Source organism: Parafannyhessea umbonata (genome assembly GCF_900111255.1).
GTDB lineage: Bacteria > Actinomycetota > Coriobacteriia > Coriobacteriales > Atopobiaceae > Olsenella_J > Olsenella_J umbonata_A.
Map to the genome: position 1 here is coordinate 62,823 of NZ_FOGP01000002.1, position 15,939 is coordinate 78,761.

General features: G+C 64.3%; 12 protein-coding genes and 1 tRNA gene. 10 read left to right on the forward strand and 3 right to left on the reverse strand.

The features are described from left to right. Positions 1-15: 15 nt before the first annotated feature. Positions 16-2,697, reverse strand: coding sequence for an aconitate hydratase AcnA (gene acnA, locus BMY31_RS03020; RefSeq protein ID WP_091008191.1), 2,682 nt, complete (start codon positions 2,695-2,697; stop codon positions 16-18). Then, entirely contained in the window at positions 2,684-5,065 is a 2,382-nt protein-coding gene (locus BMY31_RS03025) for an HAD-IC family P-type ATPase (protein ID WP_257612368.1), read from the reverse strand. Before BMY31_RS03025 ends, acnA begins: the two co-directional genes overlap by 14 nt. A gap of 114 nt (positions 5,066-5,179) precedes the next feature. Between BMY31_RS03025 and BMY31_RS03030 the strand changes: the two genes are divergently transcribed. The 9 genes from BMY31_RS03030 to aroQ all read left to right on the forward strand — a co-directional run bounded on the left by BMY31_RS03030 (position 5,180) and on the right by aroQ (position 14,383). Further along, positions 5,180-5,256 (forward strand) — tRNA-Arg (locus BMY31_RS03030). Between the two features lie 149 nt (positions 5,257-5,405). Further along, complete coding sequence (gene aroF, locus BMY31_RS03035) at positions 5,406-6,431, forward strand: 3-deoxy-7-phosphoheptulonate synthase (protein ID WP_078686802.1); 1,026 nt, start codon at positions 5,406-5,408, stop codon at positions 6,429-6,431. A gap of 3 nt (positions 6,432-6,434) precedes the next feature. Beyond that, positions 6,435-7,310: a prephenate dehydrogenase gene (locus BMY31_RS03040; protein ID WP_091008192.1), complete on the forward strand. Its 876-nt coding sequence runs from the start codon at positions 6,435-6,437 to the stop codon at positions 7,308-7,310. Further along, positions 7,307-8,398, forward strand: coding sequence for a 3-dehydroquinate synthase (gene aroB / locus BMY31_RS03045; RefSeq protein WP_091008195.1), 1,092 nt, complete (start codon positions 7,307-7,309; stop codon positions 8,396-8,398). The genes BMY31_RS03040 and aroB overlap by 4 nt, the downstream gene beginning before the upstream one ends. A gap of 9 nt (positions 8,399-8,407) precedes the next feature. Continuing rightward, complete coding sequence (aroA, locus tag BMY31_RS03050; RefSeq protein WP_091008196.1) at positions 8,408-9,697, forward strand: 3-phosphoshikimate 1-carboxyvinyltransferase; 1,290 nt, start codon at positions 8,408-8,410, stop codon at positions 9,695-9,697. Next, on the forward strand, positions 9,698-10,822 hold the full coding sequence (aroC, locus tag BMY31_RS03055; RefSeq protein ID WP_078686806.1) for a chorismate synthase: 1,125 nt from the start codon (positions 9,698-9,700) through the stop codon (positions 10,820-10,822). 8 nt (positions 10,823-10,830) lie between these two features. Continuing rightward, complete coding sequence (locus tag BMY31_RS03060) at positions 10,831-11,988, forward strand: bifunctional chorismate mutase/prephenate dehydratase (protein WP_307777419.1); 1,158 nt, start codon at positions 10,831-10,833, stop codon at positions 11,986-11,988. 11 nt (positions 11,989-11,999) lie between these two features. Continuing rightward, a complete protein-coding gene (locus BMY31_RS03065; RefSeq protein ID WP_091008202.1) occupies positions 12,000-13,283 on the forward strand; it encodes a shikimate kinase in 1,284 nt (427 codons plus the stop codon). Positions 13,284-13,441: 158 nt separating this feature from the next. Then, positions 13,442-14,383 (forward strand): type II 3-dehydroquinate dehydratase, encoded by a 942-nt coding sequence (gene aroQ / locus BMY31_RS03070; protein ID WP_078686809.1) that lies wholly within the window; start codon positions 13,442-13,444, stop codon positions 14,381-14,383. A 6-nt stretch (positions 14,384-14,389) separates the two neighbouring features. Here the strand turns inward: aroQ and BMY31_RS03075 are convergent, their stop codons facing one another. Further along, entirely contained in the window at positions 14,390-14,992 is a 603-nt protein-coding gene (locus BMY31_RS03075) for a 5-formyltetrahydrofolate cyclo-ligase (protein WP_078686810.1), read from the reverse strand. Positions 14,993-15,118: 126 nt separating this feature from the next. Here BMY31_RS03075 and BMY31_RS03080 point away from each other — a divergent pair, with 126 nt between their 5' ends. Beyond that, positions 15,119-15,838, forward strand: a complete 720-nt coding sequence (locus tag BMY31_RS03080) for a M48 family metallopeptidase (RefSeq protein WP_091008205.1) — start codon at positions 15,119-15,121, stop codon at positions 15,836-15,838. The last annotated feature ends 101 nt before the right edge of the window (positions 15,839-15,939 follow it).

Genomic DNA, 15,939 nt, shown 5'->3' on the forward strand with positions numbered 1-15,939 from the left:
CGAGCGAACGGCGACCTACGCCGACAATTGATTAAGGACGAAAGGAAGGATACCCCCCTCGGAGAGGAAGCCGCCTTCCATGGGCGTATCCACCCTGACGACACAATCGAACTCGACCTTCTCGCCGTTCTCGCGACGGGCGACGACGTGGGTCTTGCGGCTCTTGGGAAGGCCATCCGAGACGTCGACGGGCTCGATGTCAAAGTGCTCGGTGCCGTCAAGGCCCAGGGAGGCAGCGCTCTGTCCCTCCTCGAACTGGAGCGGGAGTACGCCCATCTGGACGAGGTTCGAGCGGTGGATGCGCTCGAAGCTCTCGGCGAGGACGGCCTTCACGCCAAGCAGCGCGGGGCCCTTGCCGGCCCAGTCGCGGCTAGAGCCGGAGCCGTAAAGCTTGCCGGCGACGACGACCAGATCCTGGCCGGCCTTCTGATAGGCCTCGGCCGCGTCGAAGATGCTCTCGACCTTGCCGGAAAGGAAGTTCTTTGTCCATCCGCCCTTGCGACCCTCGGCCAGGGAGTTCGAAAGCTTAACGTTGGCGAACGTTCCGCGTGCCATGACCTCGTGGTTGCCGCGACGGCTGCCGTAGGTGTTGAACGCGTCGCGCTCGATGCCGCGCTCCTCGAGGTAGCGGGCAGCGGGCGAGTCCGCGGCAATGGACCCGGCCGGGGAGATGTGATCGGTTGTGACGAAGTCGCCGAGAAGGGCGAGCGCTCGAGCATCCGACACCCTCAGAACAGAGGCTGGCTTGGCGAGGTCGAAGTACGGCGCCTTGCGGACGTAGGTGGACTCGGGATCCCAGGCAAAGGTGTCGGAGGAGCCGGCGTCGATCTCTTGCCACTCGCGGGAGCCCTCGAACAGGCCCTTGCCCCCCTCGACGAAGAGCTCCTTGTCGAGCGAAGTGGCGAGGGCGGCCTCTATCTCGGCGTTAGTGGGCAGCAGCTCGGAGAGCATGACGGGCTTGCCGTCGGAGTCAAGGCCGACGGGACTCTCGGCCAGGTTCACGTCAAGGGTGCCGACGAGCGCGTAGGCGACGACGAGAGCGGGCTGGCAGAGGTAGTTCTGGCTGACGTCGGGCGAGATACGTCCCTCGAAGTTCCTGTTGCCCGAGAGGATGCTCGTGAGCTCAAGGTCACCCGAGACTGCCTTAAGGGAGGACAGGATCTCGCCAGAGTTTCCGATGCAGCTCATGCAGCCGAAGCCGCAAGTCCAGAAGCCGAGCTTGGCGAGGTACGGAGCAAGGCCGGCGCGGTCGAGCATGAGCGAGGTGGCATGGCTGCCAGGAGCAAGAATCCTCTTCACCCAAGGCTTGGCGCTCAGCCCGCGCTCGACTGCCTTCTTGGCGAGAATGCCTGCGGCGACCATCATCGCGGGGTCGGTTGCCGTAGTGCAGCTCGTGATAGCCGCGATAGCGATGGTCCCGTGGCCAAGCTCGTAGTCCTGGCCACCAGCGGAGACCGTCCTGAGGGCGTCGCGGTCCTCAATGCCATGGGAGACGAGGCCCTTCTCGAATCGCTCCCTGAGGCCCGCGACCGTGGTGCGGTCGTGCGGGCGCGAAGGACCGGCGAGGCTCAGCTCGACGGTCGAAAGGTCCAGCTTGATGGTGCGTGAGTACGTCCTGCCCTCGGAGGCGCCCCAGACCCCCTGAATCTTGAGGTACTCGCGGGTGAAGGCGATGTCGTCGGCGTTCCTGCCCGTAAGCTCGAGGTACGCGGTCGCCTGGTCGTCGACCGGAAAGAGCGTCGTGGTGGCGCCGTACTCCGGCGTCATGTTCGAGACGCAAGCGCGCTGCGTGGCCGAGAGCGTGGAGACGCCCTCGCCGGTGACCTCAACCAGAGAGCCGACGACGCCCTCGGACCTAAGCAGCTGTGCGACGGTCAGCGCGAGGTCCATGCCACCGACGCCGTCGCGCAGCTTGCCGGTGAGTTCGAGGGAGACGACGGGGGGAACGAGCATGGAGATGGGCTGGCCGAGCGCCGCAGCCTCGGCCTCGATGCCGCCCACACCCCAGCCCAGTACGCCAAGGCCGTTGGCGGTGGTGGTGTGGGAGTCTGTTCCCACGAGCGTGTCGAAGCAGGCAACGGGAACGTCGCCCTGCGCGAGGGCGTCGGTCCCCACTACCTCGCAGAAGCGCTCCATGTTGAGCTGGTGGCAGATGCCGCCTCCGGGCGGGACGATGCGAACGTTGTCGAAGGAGTTCGCGGCCCACTTGAGGAAGGCGAAGCGCTCGTGGTTTCGCCGGGCCTCCTTGCGCTGGTTGGCGTCGGCCGCGTCCTGGCTTCCGGCGCAGTCGGCGATGACGGAGTGGTCGACGACGAGCGTGCAGGGAATGCGCGGGCTGACCTTTGCGGGATCGCCGCCGCGCTCGACCATTGCGTCGCGCATGGCCGCGAAGTCAACGAACACGGGCACGCCCGTGAAGTCCTGGAACAGGACGCGGGCGGGCATGAACTCGATTTCGTCGCCCTGCTCGCCGGCCATGCCGGCCTTAACGACGCGGCTGGCGAGCTCGACCGCAGCCTCGTCGCTCTGGGCACGCCTGACGCAGTTCTCGAGAAGAATGACCAGGGCCCTCGGCAGGGATGACGCCCCGGGAATGGACGAGACGTCGTAGACCATGCGCTTTACGCCAGACACCTCAACAGGCCTGGGCTTTCTTGCCTGGACTACAGCACGGTAGAAATCGTTACTTGCCTGCATTGAGACTCTCCACTCTCGCGATGATTCGATCTATTGCATGTGCCGTCCCGCGCCCTTCCTGCACGGCGGCGAACGTCCTAACGAATAAGAATATGCCTGAAACAGACAACGCGAGCGCAACGCCAACAGAAATTAACGTAGGAGCGCCGACCGAGAAGAACGAGCTGAACACGGTGCAGCCCAACACAGCGATGGCGACGACGACCGCCAGCACGAAAAGCCTGAAGGGATTGAGGGGAAGCGATATGCGATAGATGAGCGCCGTGCCGATCGCAAACATCTCGAGCATGCAGCAGGTAGAGAGCTCGCTCACCGACCAGCCAAGGATGCGCGCGACGAGAATCGTGAGGAACAGCGACGCGATGACTGCCCCGGAGGCCGGCAGCGAGCGCGACAGGACGTTGCGGATGAACGAGCCCCTGACGCGGTCGTGGTTCGGCTCGAGCGCGAGCAGGAACGACGGGACCCCGATCACTGCGGTACTCACGAGCGACATCTGCACGGGAATGAAGGGGTACGGCGGAATGGCGATGCAGATGAGGGCGAGCACCATCGTGTAAACGGTCTTCATAAGGAACAGGGCCGCCGACCTCTCGAGGTTGTTTATCGAGCGGCGCCCCTCGGCAACGACCTCGGGCATGTGGGCGAAGTCGTTGTCGGCGAGCACTATCTCGGCCACGTTTCGCGCCGCGGCAGAACCCGCCGCCATCGCGACCGAGCAGTCAGCCTCCTTGAGCGCGAGGACGTCGTTCACACCATCCCCCGTCATGGCAACGACGTGCCCCTGCGCCTTGAGGGCCCTCAGCAGCGACCTCTTCATCTGCGGCGTGACGCGTCCGAAGACGCGGCACTCCTCCACGGCCCTCGCGACCTCGCGCTCGTCGGAAAGCGTTGACGCGTCCACAAAGCGTTGCGCGCCGGGGACGCCGACGGCCCGCGCGATACCCGATACCGTATAGGGGTCGTCGCCGGAGATGACCCGGATGTCGACCCCCTGCCTCTTGAAGAACTCCATGGTCGCGCGGGCCGTCGGTCGAATCTCGTCCTGGATGGCGAGATAACCAATCAGGCGGGCACGGCCCAGCGGGCGCCCCCCGTCGTCGAATCCGTCGAACTCGCAAACCGCAAGCACGCGCGAGAGCTGGCCGAACGAGCGAACCTCCTCCTCGTGGGCGGAATAGTCCCGTGCGAGCACGAACTGCGCGGCGCCCATGGCCAGGGCGCGGCCGTCCACGGTCAGGCAACCCGAGAGCTTTGTGGCGGACGAGAAGGGAACGGTCCTGGCGGCGGCCTGGGCGACGAGCCCACGCCCCTCTCCAAAGGAGATGATGGCGCGCGAGGTCTCGTTCGCATCGGCCTCGAGGGCGCGGGCTATGGTGTAGGCGGCCGACGCGGCCCCCTCGCCGCGGGCCTCGGAGACCTCCATGGCGCCGGTCGTGATGGTCCCGGTCTTGTCGAGGCAGAGGACGTCGACGCGGGCCAGCGACTCGACGCAATAGGCCTGCTGAACCAGGACCTTGCGGGCGGCGAGGCGCGTGGTCGCGATTGCGAAGACGCTCGAGGTGAGAAGGACGAGCCCCTGCGGAATCATGCCGATCACCGCCGCGACCGTCTGGAGTATCGCGGCGTCGTGGCCGAAGCGAGACGAGAGCATGAGCCTCGCAAAAAGGCCGATTCCCAGGGGGACGAGGGCGAAAGTGCCGAGTTTGATGATGAAGTCGAGCGTGTCGACGATCTCGGACGAGACCGGCTTCACGTACTTGGCCTCCGCGTTGATCTTCGCGGCAAAGCCGTCCTGCCCCACTTTCGTCACGCGGTATCGGACCGATCCCGTCTCGACGAATGACCCCGAGAACACCTGCGAGCCCGAGGCCTTCTCGATGGCATCGCTCTCGCCGGTCAGGAGGCTCTCGTTCACGAGCGCCTCCCCACTCACGACCTCTCCGTCGGCGGGAATCTGGTCGCCGTGGGACACGAGGACCATGTCATCCAGGACGACGTCCTCAACGGAAATGCCGCGCACTTCTCCGGCGCGCATGACGCGGACCTCCTTGGCGGTCATAATGGAGAGCTTGTCAACCATGCGCTTGGCACGGATCTCCTGCGTGACGCCGATGACGAGGTTCGAGACCACGACCGCCACAAAGGCGACGTTCTTGTAGGAACCCGTCGAAAGCACGAGCAGAGCCATCGCAAGGTTGACCGCGTTGAAGAGCGTGCAAGCGTGCTCGCCGAGGATGCGGGCGACCGATTTTGTCCTCACGTCAGTGTTGGAGTTGGTGAGACCCCTCGATACGCGCAGGTCGACCTCCTCGCGCGTGAGGCCGCACTCCTCATACCCTGTCGACGTGAGCATATCCTCGTTCATCGGACCTCCTCGCACGATGTCATGATGGACATTGTACGCGATGGGGCGAATCGCAAAGTGACAAGCAATCACGACCCCCGTGGCAGAGCGTTGAAGTATAATCACTTTTCGCGTGGCCCCATAGCTCAGTGGATCAGAGCGTTCGCCTCCGGAGCGAAAGGTCGTGGGTTCGAACCCCACTGGGGTCACCATTTCTTATTATTTGCGGTTGAAGCTGCATAAAGCTTGCCGCGTTACATCCTTCGTAACACTTTTAGTGCCGCACGGTGTGCCAACGTTGTTTGTTGTAGCATCGGCTCAGGTTTATTCGAGCTGCGTATACAGCAAGAAAGGCACGCCCATGATTGCAATCGTTAAAGAGTCGGCCACCAACGACCAGCTTCAGCACTTCGTCAAGTGGATCGAGGGCCGAGGATTCAGAACCAACGTCTCTCGAGGCGAGAACGAGACCGTCGTCGGAATCATCGGCGACACCACCCAGATCGACCCGTTCCTCCTCGAGTCGATGGACATCATCGAGACCGTGAGGCGCGTCTCGGAGCCGTTCAAGAAGGCGAACCGCAAGTTCCACCCCGAGGACACCATCGTCGACTGCGGCCACGGCGTAAAGATCGGCGGAGGAAACTTCCAGGTTATGGCAGGTCCGTGCTCGGTTGAGGGCAAGAACCTGATCGAGATCGCACGCTGCGTCAAGGACGCCGGGGCAACCATGCTGCGCGGCGGCGCATACAAGCCCCGCACCTCCCCCTACTCCTACCAAGGTATGGGCGAGAAGGGCCTCGACCTTCTCCTCGAGGCCTCCGCGGAGCTCGACATGCCCATCGTCACCGAGGTAATGGACCCGCGCGACGTTCAGCTGTTCGTCGACAAGAAGATCGACGTCATGCAGATCGGCGCGCGAAACGCGCAGAACTTCTCGCTGCTCAAGGAGGTCGGCAAGACCAAAACCCCCATCCTGCTGAAGCGAGGCATGTCCGGCACGATCGACGAGCTCCTCATGGCCGCCGAGTACATCATGAGCGAGGGAAACGAGAACGTCATCCTCTGCGAGAGGGGCATCCGCACCTTCGAGACGCGCACGCGCAACACCTTTGACGTGAACGCCATCCCGGTGCTCCATCACCTCTCCCACCTGCCCGTGGTCGGCGACCCCAGCCACTCGACAGGCTACACGCGCTACGTTCGCCCCGCCGCCTACGCGGCGACGGCAGCCGGAGCCGACGGCCTCGAGATTGAGGTCCACAACTGTCCGCAGGAGGCCTGGTCGGACGGCGCCCAGGCCCTGACTCCCGCCCAGTTCGCCGACGCCATGAAGCGCATCGCGCTCATCCGTGAGGCCGTCACGGCAGACCTGGACAAGGAGTAACGCATGGCTAAGGGCGAAAAGCGCTCCTTCGTCCCCGGGCGCGTCGGCGTCGTGGGACTGGGCCTCATGGGCGGATCGTTCGCCAAGGCGGCGCACCAGGGCGGGCAGGAGGTGTACGCCTGGAATCGCACGCGCTCCACGCTCGAGCTCGCCATGATCGACACGATCGACGGAGAGCTGACGGAAGAGGTCGTCGGGACCTGCGAGCTCATCATACTTGCGGGCTACCCCCAGGTGAGCGTCGATTGGCTGCGCGACATGGAAGGCCTCATATCGCCCGGCGCGCTCGTAATCGACACCGTGGGCGTCAAGCGCGTCATCTGCGACAAGTGCTTCGAAATCGCCGCGCAGCACGATTGGACCTTCGTCGGCTGTCACCCGATGGCTGGGACGCAGTACTCTGGATACGCGCACTCCCGCGCGAACATGTTCCACGGCGCTCCGATGGTCGTCGTGGCGCCCGACGACGCGGATGACTTCGAGCGCGCAGACGTGCTCGAGCGGCTCAAGGCGCTTCTCGCCCCCTGTGGCTTCGGGTCCTTCACCCTCGCGAGCGCCGACTTCCACGACCAGCAGATTGCATACACCTCGCAGCTCGCGCACGTCGTGTCCAACGCGTACGTGAAGAGTCCCGCAGCCCAGATGCACAAGGGCTTCTCGGCAGGGTCGTACAAGGACCTCACGCGTGTGGCGCGGCTCAACGCGCCCATGTGGACGGAGCTGTTCCTCGACAACGCAGACTACCTCTCGCGAGAGATCGACACGATCATCGACAACCTCAAGGCATACAAGGACGCACTGGACAGCCACGACGCGCAGAGGCTCGAGGAGCTCCTGGCCGAGGGGGACAGGCTCAAGAAGGAGGCCGAGAAGCGATGAGCGAAACATGGTCGATTCCCGTAGACACGCCCTCACGCTCCTACGTGGTGCACGTGGGACAGGGGATCCTGGACGAGACGGGGCAGATCGTTCGCGAGGCATGTGGCGGGACCAAGGCCTGCATCATCTCCGACTCGAACGTCGCCCCGCTGTACGCCGACGCTGTAGCGGGATCTCTTGCGGACGCCGGCTATTCATGCACGCTCCAGATCTTCGAGGCCGGCGAGGCATCGAAGCGCGTCGACACCCTCGCGGACCTACTCGAGGGGCTTGCGGCGTCCGAGCTATCCAGGGACGACGTGGTCGTCGCCCTGGGAGGCGGCGTTACAGGCGACATGGGTGGGCTCGCCGGTGCCCTCTACCTCCGCGGATGCAAGGTCGTGCAGATCCCAACGTCGCTTCTGGCCATGGTCGATTCCTCCGTCGGCGGCAAGACGGCGATCGACCTCGAGGCAGGCAAGAACCTCGCCGGCTGCTTCTTCCAGCCCCACGCGGTTATCGCCGACATCGACTGCCTGGACACCCTCACCCCCGAGCTCTTCACGGACTCATGCGGCGAAGTCATCAAGCACGGTGTCATAGCAGACCCCACCCTCTTCGACGAGATTGGCGCGTCGCCACTCAATGGCAACCAGGCTGACAGCGACTACATCGCGCGCATCGTCGCAAGAAACATCGTGATCAAGCGCGACGTGGTGAACCAGGACGAGCGCGAGCGCGGCCTAAGGCAGATTCTCAACTTCGGCCACACCATCGGCCACGCCATCGAGGCGGCCAGCGGCTTCGAGCTGGGCCATGGCTCGTCGGTCGCGGCCGGAATGTGCTGCATCGCCCGCGCGAGCGCAAAGAAGGGCTGGTGCGACAGCGAGGTCGCCAAGAAGATCGTCGAAGCCGTCTCGGCCTACGGCCTGCCCACTGACACCGCGATACCTCACGACACGCTGCTCGACTTTGCCACGCACGACAAGAAGCGCCACGGAGACGGCGTGAACGTCGTGGTTCCCACCGCGATAGGCACCGTGGAGGTAAAGAAGGTGAGCCTCAACGGGCTCACCGAACTCATCGACCTTGGCTGCGGCGCAAACTAGGGAGACCCCTTGGACATTCTCATCAGACCACACGCCCTCGAGGGAAGCGTCGACGCCATCGCGTCCAAGTCGATGGCGCACAGGCTCCTGACTCTCGCGGCGCTCTGTCCGAACAGGACGGACCTCAACTGCAACACGACCTCAAAGGACATCGAGGCGACGGCTGGGTGTCTGGAGGCGCTGGGCGCGCACGTTGCGCGCACCCGGGTCGGCTTTCGCGTGAACCCGATCGACGCCGCACGCGGGGGCGCGACGCTTGACTGCGGCGAGTCTGGGTCGACCCTCCGATTCCTGCTACCGGTCGCGGCGGCCCTCGGCTGCGGCGCAAGCTTCACCGGCCACGGAAGGCTGGCGCAGAGGCCACTCTCCCCTCTATACGAGGAGCTGCAGGCCCATGGGGTCAAACTGAGCGCGCAGGGCAGCTTCCCCCTCACCGTCAGCGGAGAGCTCGAGCCCGGAGACTTCTTCATTCCCGGCAACGTCTCGTCCCAATACATCAGCGGACTTCTCATGGCAGCACCCCTCATGGACGCTCGCACGAGGGTGTTCGTCGGCGAGCCCGTCGAATCGCGCTCGTACGTCAACATCACCATCAAGGCCCTTGAGACATTCGGGGTCCATGTGAGCACCGGCCACGAGGAGCGCAAGGGGCGCCCCTGCACGGTATACGAGGTCGACCCATCCAGGCGTCTCGCGTCGCCGAGCGTCGCCACCGTCGAGGGAGACTGGTCCAACTCCGCGTTCTGGCTTGCCGCCGGCGCGATGGCAAACAGCGTCGAGGTCGACGGGCTCGACATGGGCTCTACCCAAGGCGACCGTGCAATCATGGCGGCGCTCGCCGCCTACGGCGCGACGGTCAGAAGGGGGTCCGTAAGCGCTACCTGCGTGCACGACCGGCTGGAAGGCCGCACGATAGACGTGTCGGACATCCCAGACCTCGTGCCGCCCCTCGCGGCGGTCGCCTGCCTCGCCGAGGGAACCACCAAGATCGTCGGCGCAGCGCGGCTGCGCCTCAAGGAGTCTGACCGCCTGGCGACCGTCAGAGACGCGCTCAGGGCAATGGGTGCCGACATCAGCATCGAGGGTGACGGCCTGGAGATCCAGGGCGGACGCGCGCTCGCGGGCGGGGTAGTCGACGCCGCAAACGACCATAGAATCGCAATGATGGCCGCCGTCGCAGGAGCCTCCGCGACGGGCGAGACGCTCATCCGCGGGGCGGAGTGCGTCTCGAAGTCCTACCCAGGCTTCTTCGATGACTACAGGAAGCTTGGCGGAATCGCCGAGGAGCGTGATGCTTAGATGTCGTCAACCTTTGGGACCACCCTCAGGGTCACCGTGTTCGGACAGTCCCACTCGCAGGCAATCGGCTGCGTCGTCGAGGGTTTTCCCTCGGGAATCGTCGTCGACAGGAAGCGCCTCGAGAGGTTCATGGCCAGGCGCGCGCCCGGACGGGGCAGCTGGACGACCCCGCGCAAGGAGGCCGACCTGCCCAACTTCGTAAGTGGGCTCAATATGAGGGGTGCGACCTGCGGCGCCCCGCTCTGCGCCGTCATCGAGAACACCAACACGCGCTCGGGCGACTACGACAACCTCCTGCGCGTGCCCCGCCCCGGGCACGCAGACTTTACCGCCGAGCAGAAGTGGCACGGCAACCAGGACGTTCCCGGAGGCGGACACTTCTCGGGCCGGCTCACCGCGCCCCTTTGCGTGGCGGGGGGCATCGCCCTTCAGTACCTGGAGGAAAGAGGCGTGCACATCGGTGCGCACCTCCTCTCGGTCGGAGCCGCCTGCGACAAGCCCTTCGCCGCCCTCGACAACACGGAGCGGGGGCGCAAGACGCTCGAGCGCCAGCTCGAAGCGCTCGCGGACGGAAGGGCCTTCCCGACGCTCAGCGAGAGCGCCGCCGCGGCGATGCTCAACGAGATCGACAAGGCGCGCCAGGCGCTCGACTCCGTCGGGGGCGTCATCGAGTGCGTCGCCACGGGAATGCCCGCAGGCGTGGGCTCCCCCATGTTCGACGGCGTCGAGAACGCGATTGCCCGCGCGGCCTTCGGAATCCCCGCCGTCAAGGGCATCGAGTTCGGACGCGGGTTCGAGGCCGCGCGGCTCCGCGGGTCCCAGAACAACGACCCGTATCGCATGACAAGCGAGGGCGCGGCGCCCCAGACCAACAACGCAGGTGGCGCACTGGGTGGCATCACCACGGGAGCGCCCGTGTTGTTCAGGCTGGCCATCAAGCCGACGCCAAGCATTTCTCGCCCACAGGAGTCGGTCGATCTTTCCGCCAACAAGAACGAGGAGCTCGAGATCAGGGGACGCCACGACCCCTGCATCGCCCCGCGCGCGGTCCCGGTCGCCGAGGCGGTCTGCGCTCTGGCGCTCCTGGACTGCATACTCTCGTTCCCCGCTGAAATACAAGACTAGAAGGCACGGTGCAGCAAACGATGCAAGACCTCTCCGTAACCCGCAAACAGATTGACGCGATCGACACCGAAATCGTCAACCTCTTCGTCAGACGCATGGCCTGCGCCGACGAGGTGGCCGCATACAAGGCCGAGCACCACCTGCCTGTTCTGGACCGCTCGCGCGAGCGCGAGCTGCTCGCCAAGCGTGCCTCCATGGTGCCGGAGGACCTGAAGGGGTACACCCAGGTGCTCTTCCAGCTGCTGATGGAGGCGTCGCGTAACCGTCAGAGCGAGGCCCTGGGCGCAAACGGCGAGAGCGTCGAAAGGATAGCGGCAGCGCTCGAGAGCAGCCCCGAGCTCTTCCCCTCTGAAGCATACGTCGCCTGCCAGGGCGTCGAGGGTGCGTACCAGCAGATCGCGACCGACCGCATCTTCAAGCACGCCAACATCAGCTACTTCGACACCTTCGACGGCGTCTTCCGCGCGGTCGAGGAGGGCTTCTGCTCCTATGGCGTGGTACCGCTGGAGAACAGCACTGCCGGATCGGTGACGCAGGTCTTCGACCTCATGATGAAGCACAAGTTCCACATCGTGCGAACCTGCCGCCTGAAGATCGACCACAACCTCCTGGCAAAGCCGGGCAGCGGCCTCGAGTCTATCCGCCACATCTACAGTCACGAGCAGGCCATCAACCAGTGCGGCGACTTCCTGGGGTCCCTCAAGGGCGTTGCCGTCCACAGCTGCGAGAACACGGCCGTTGCCGCACAGATGGTCGCCGAGAGCGATGGCGCCGACGTCGCCGCCATCGCCTCGCGCTCCAGCGCCGAGATCTACGGCCTCGACGCGCTCGCCAAGAACGTGCAGGACCAGGGGAACAACTACACCAGGTTCGCGGTCATCGCAAAGGACCTCGTCATCTACCCTGGCGCCGACAGGAGCTCGCTCATGATCGTCGTCAACCACGAGCCCGGCGCGCTCTACAAGGTCCTCGCGAAGTTCTACGACTTGGACATCAACATCATCAAGCTCGAGAGCCGCCCCATTCCCGACCGCGACTTCGAGTTCATGTTCTACTTCGACGTGCAGTGCCCCGCTGCCGCGCCCGAGTTCCTCACGCTCATGAGATCGCTGGAAGATGCCTGCGAGGAATACCGCTACCTCGGCAGCTACTCAGAGATCGTTTAGGGGGCGGTCAAATGCTGCCGCAAAACGACCTGACGTTCGGCCTGGTGGGAAGGAAGCTTGGTCACAGCTGGTCTCCCCAGATTCACGAGATGCTGGGCTCGGCCCCCTACTCGCTGGTCGAGCTCGAGCCGCAGGAGGTCGAGGGTTTCCTGCGAGGGGGCTCCTGGCAGGGGCTCAACGTGACGATTCCCTACAAAGCCGTCGCCGCACAGGTGGCCGACCAGACGAGCGAGCGCGTGCGCAGGCTCGGCGTGGCAAACACCCTCGTGCGAAGGCCGGACGGAACCATCTTTGCCGAAAACACCGACGTCCTCGGCTTCTCGTGGATGCTCGAGCGCTTCTGTCGGAACAGTCTTTGCGCCGAGGCATGCGAAGCGCTTCGCGGCGCGAAGGCGCTCGTGCTGGGAAGCGGGGGCGCGAGCCAAGCCGTACAGATGGCGCTGCGCGAGACGAGCGCCAACGTGGTCGTGATCTCCCGCAGCGGAGAAGAGCGCTACGAAACGATCTTGGAGCGCCACGCTGACGCGAGGTTGATCGTGAACGCCACGCCCGTCGGCATGTACCCCAACTGCCCCGCAACGCCGATCGAGCCTGACGTCCTCCAGAAGATGGACGACCTTGCCGGCGTGCTCGACGTGGTCTACAACCCCGAGAGGACGGGCATCTGCCTCGCGGCCGAGCGCCTGGGCATACCGAGCGAGTCGGGGCTCGCGATGCTTGTCTCGCAGGCCTTCTGGTCAAGCCGGCTCTTCCAGAGAGAGGCTCTGGACGACTCCCTGGTAGAGACCATCGAGAAGGACCTGCGCTCGCGCATGAGGAACATCGTCCTCATCGGAATGCCAGGCGCGGGCAAGACGACTTCCGGCCGACAGCTCGCGCGCCTGCTCAAGAGGCCCTTCGTCGACCTTGACGACGCCTTCGAGCTTGAGGTCGGGTCAAGCCCGGCGGAATTCATCCGAAGCAAAGGCGAGGCGTCCTTCCGAAGGCGAGAGTCCGAGATCGCCGCCTCCTACGCGGAGCGCTCGGGCTTCGTGATTGCCTGCGGCGGCGGCATTGTGACGAGGCCCGAGAACTACGACCTTCTCCACCAGAACGGCACGCTGGTCTATCTGGACAGGCCGATTGACGCCCTGTCCACAAGCGGGCGGCCAATCTCTCAGAATCGGGGCGTGGCGGAGCTTGCGCGGGAACGCGGACCGCTCTACGAGTCGTGGGCCGACCTCAGACTCGGCTGCACGGGAAGCCCAGCGGGAGACGCGGCTGCGATAGCAAGCGAGCTCGGGCTTACACATTAGGCGAATCGTAACCTCGTTCACCCGTTTTATCTGTACGTTTGCCGCTCATGCGCATCGTTCTGAAAACGGTCTCAGCACCCAAGCCTATACTTGCGCAGAATGTGCCGACATACGGCCACGAGCATAGCCAATCGATAGTAGACAAGGGGTCAGAAAGAATGACGACAGACGAGACGGCAGCAGCGGTCCTCCGATGCGTTGGCGGAAAGGCGAACGTCCTCGGCAACTCGCTCTGCATGACAAGGCTTCGCCTGAGCGTCGCGAACCCAACATTGGTCGATCGCGAGGGAATCAACTCTATCGCTGGCGTGCTGGGAACCACCACGCGCGGCGCGAACGGAATCGAGGTCGTGTTCGGCCCGCGCGTCGTGCAGGAGGTCTTCGACTCGTTCGAGGCCCTCACCGGACTCGACTCCACCAACGAGAAAATGCCGCCCTCAACGGGATTCACGCCCTCAAACCTCAGGGTGCACATCAACCCAAACCACGGAGAGGCCGAGCATGATGCCACCGAGCTTGCGCGCGAACTCGACTCTATCGCCTCGAGGGGCGACGACACGGGAGAGCACGACCTCGAGGACCTCACTCAGATGCTGCTCGACAGCGAGCCCGAGCCCTCTGCGCAGACCGACGACAGCCTCTACGACGAGGATGGCAAGAGAGTCCTCGTCATCAACGGCCCGAACATCAACATGCTGGGCATCCGCGAGCCGGAGCTGTACGGCAAGGAAGACTTCCCCACCCTGCTCAAGCTCTGCAAGACGGCCGCACAGGAGGTCGGATTCGTGGACTGTACCTGCTACCAGTCGAACCACGAGGGTGACTTGGTCGACAAGATCCAAGACGCCTACCAGGTGTACGACGGCATCGTGATCAACCCCGGCGCCTACACCCACACCTCGATCGCAATTCTGGACGCGCTCAAGGCAGTATCCATCCCCACGGTAGAAGTCCACATCTCAAAGGTGGACGAGCGCGAGGAGTTCAGGCAAATCTCGTATGTCAGGGCGGCCTGCTTCGAGACAATCATGGGCATGGGCATCCAAGGCTACGAAAAGGCCATCCGAGACCTGGCGGAGTACCTCTCCGCCGCAGACTAGCCCGGACTAGCGGCACATCCAGACGGCACCGTCACTCACGAGGACGTCCACGGGGACGTCGTGCTCGTCATGGGGCAGCGGGTTGCTGCTGATCTGAATCGTGCGCGCAAGGCCGATTTTGGTCCCCGAGTATCCCGCCAGGAAGTTGTCGAAGTAGCCGGCGCCATAACCCACGCGATAGCCGCTTCCGTCGAAGACGAGGCCGGGAACGACGCAGACGGACCCCTTGAAGTCGCAGTCGTCGAGCGGGCGGGAAGAAGCGGTCTCGACAACGGGCTCAAGCGCACCTCGAGCGCCGGGACGCAGGTCGTCGAGCGAGTCGACGACATAGTACTCAAGCGATCGCTCGCCGCCGACGCAGCGGGGCAGAGCGACCGACTTGCCGTCAGCCCAGGCATTCTTCAGAATCGCAGACGTGTCGATCTCATCACGGTAGGCAACGTAGCCCAGAACAAGGTCAGAATCACGGTAGGCGGAGCAGGCCCTGAGATGCCGCGCTATCTCGTCGTCGATGCGCCTCCTGACGGAGTCTGAGAGCGACCCCATAACTGCAAGGTAACCGTTGCGCAGCGCATCCCTGCTTGCGTCCTCGCCATATGAACTTGCCACGCAGCCTCCTTTCGTCCACCCTACTTTAGCGTATCGTAGGTGCGTGAAGCGCAATATCAGCGCACGTCGTAACAAATTGAGTCATCTGGAATCATTTCAGAAGCACCATCGACGCAGAAGGAAACCATGGGAGAGACTGTCGCCATCGGAGAGCTTGAGGTTGAAGTACGCAGGGCCCGCGTACGCCGAGTCACCCTGCGAATCGCCCCGGACGGCAGCGTACGCGTCACGGCACCCAACGAATGCCCCATCCAGGACATAGAGGCATTCGTGCGCGACAAGGCGACCTGGGCAGAGTCACGGCGCGAGGGCGTGCTGAGGGCGCGGCGCGAGGAGCTTGCAATGTGGTCGGATGGTGGATGCGTCGAATACCTAGGAGAAGAGCTCACGCTCTCGGTCGAGAGGGACGCGGCGACGCATGCCGCCCAATTCGCCGAGCGGTCGGGAGAACGCATCATCGTCCACCTCGCCGACTTCACGACGTCCGAGGAGGTCACCGGGCAGACGCAAGCGCTTGTGGAGGCATGGCTCGAGGAGCGGATGGAGGAACTTCTCCCCGGGCTCTTCGCGAAGATCGAGCGCAGGATGCAGCTTAGGTGCTCGGGATGGCGCATACGACGCATGAAGTCGCGTTGGGGCTCGTGCAACACCAAGACGCGCATGATATGCCTTAACGCCCAGCTGGTGGAATACCCCATCGAGTGCCTCGAGTCGGTCATCGCCCACGAGCTCTGCCACCTGATCGAGCCGACGCACAACGAGCGCTTCCACCAGCTGCTCGATACCTACTACCCCGCGAACCGCGAGGCGCGCAGAATCCTCAACCTGAGACCACCGAGGCGATAGCAAGACCATGTGCCGGCATTGGAACAAGATATCAGACAAGGCGTTGCCAGGCCTCAATTTGCCGTAACATATATCAGTCAACAACGAAAAAGCGAGGAGTA

Bases quoted from the DNA above. Each gene is read 5' to 3' on its own strand.
- acnA (WP_091008191.1), bottom strand. From the start codon at position 2,697: ATGCAGGCAAGTAACGATTTCTACCGTGCTGTAGTCCAGGCAAGAAAG.
- BMY31_RS03025 (WP_257612368.1), bottom strand. From the start codon at position 5,065: ATGAACGAGGATATGCTCACGTCGACAGGGTATGAGGAGTGCGGCCTC.
- aroF (WP_078686802.1), top strand. From the start codon at position 5,406: ATGATTGCAATCGTTAAAGAGTCGGCCACCAACGACCAGCTTCAGCAC.
- BMY31_RS03040 (WP_091008192.1), top strand. From the start codon at position 6,435: ATGGCTAAGGGCGAAAAGCGCTCCTTCGTCCCCGGGCGCGTCGGCGTC.
- aroB (WP_091008195.1), top strand. From the start codon at position 7,307: ATGAGCGAAACATGGTCGATTCCCGTAGACACGCCCTCACGCTCCTAC.
- aroC (WP_078686806.1), top strand. From the start codon at position 9,698: ATGTCGTCAACCTTTGGGACCACCCTCAGGGTCACCGTGTTCGGACAG.
- BMY31_RS03065 (WP_091008202.1), top strand. From the start codon at position 12,000: ATGCTGCCGCAAAACGACCTGACGTTCGGCCTGGTGGGAAGGAAGCTT.
- aroQ (WP_078686809.1), top strand. From the start codon at position 13,442: ATGACGACAGACGAGACGGCAGCAGCGGTCCTCCGATGCGTTGGCGGA.
- BMY31_RS03080 (WP_091008205.1), top strand. From the start codon at position 15,119: ATGGGAGAGACTGTCGCCATCGGAGAGCTTGAGGTTGAAGTACGCAGG.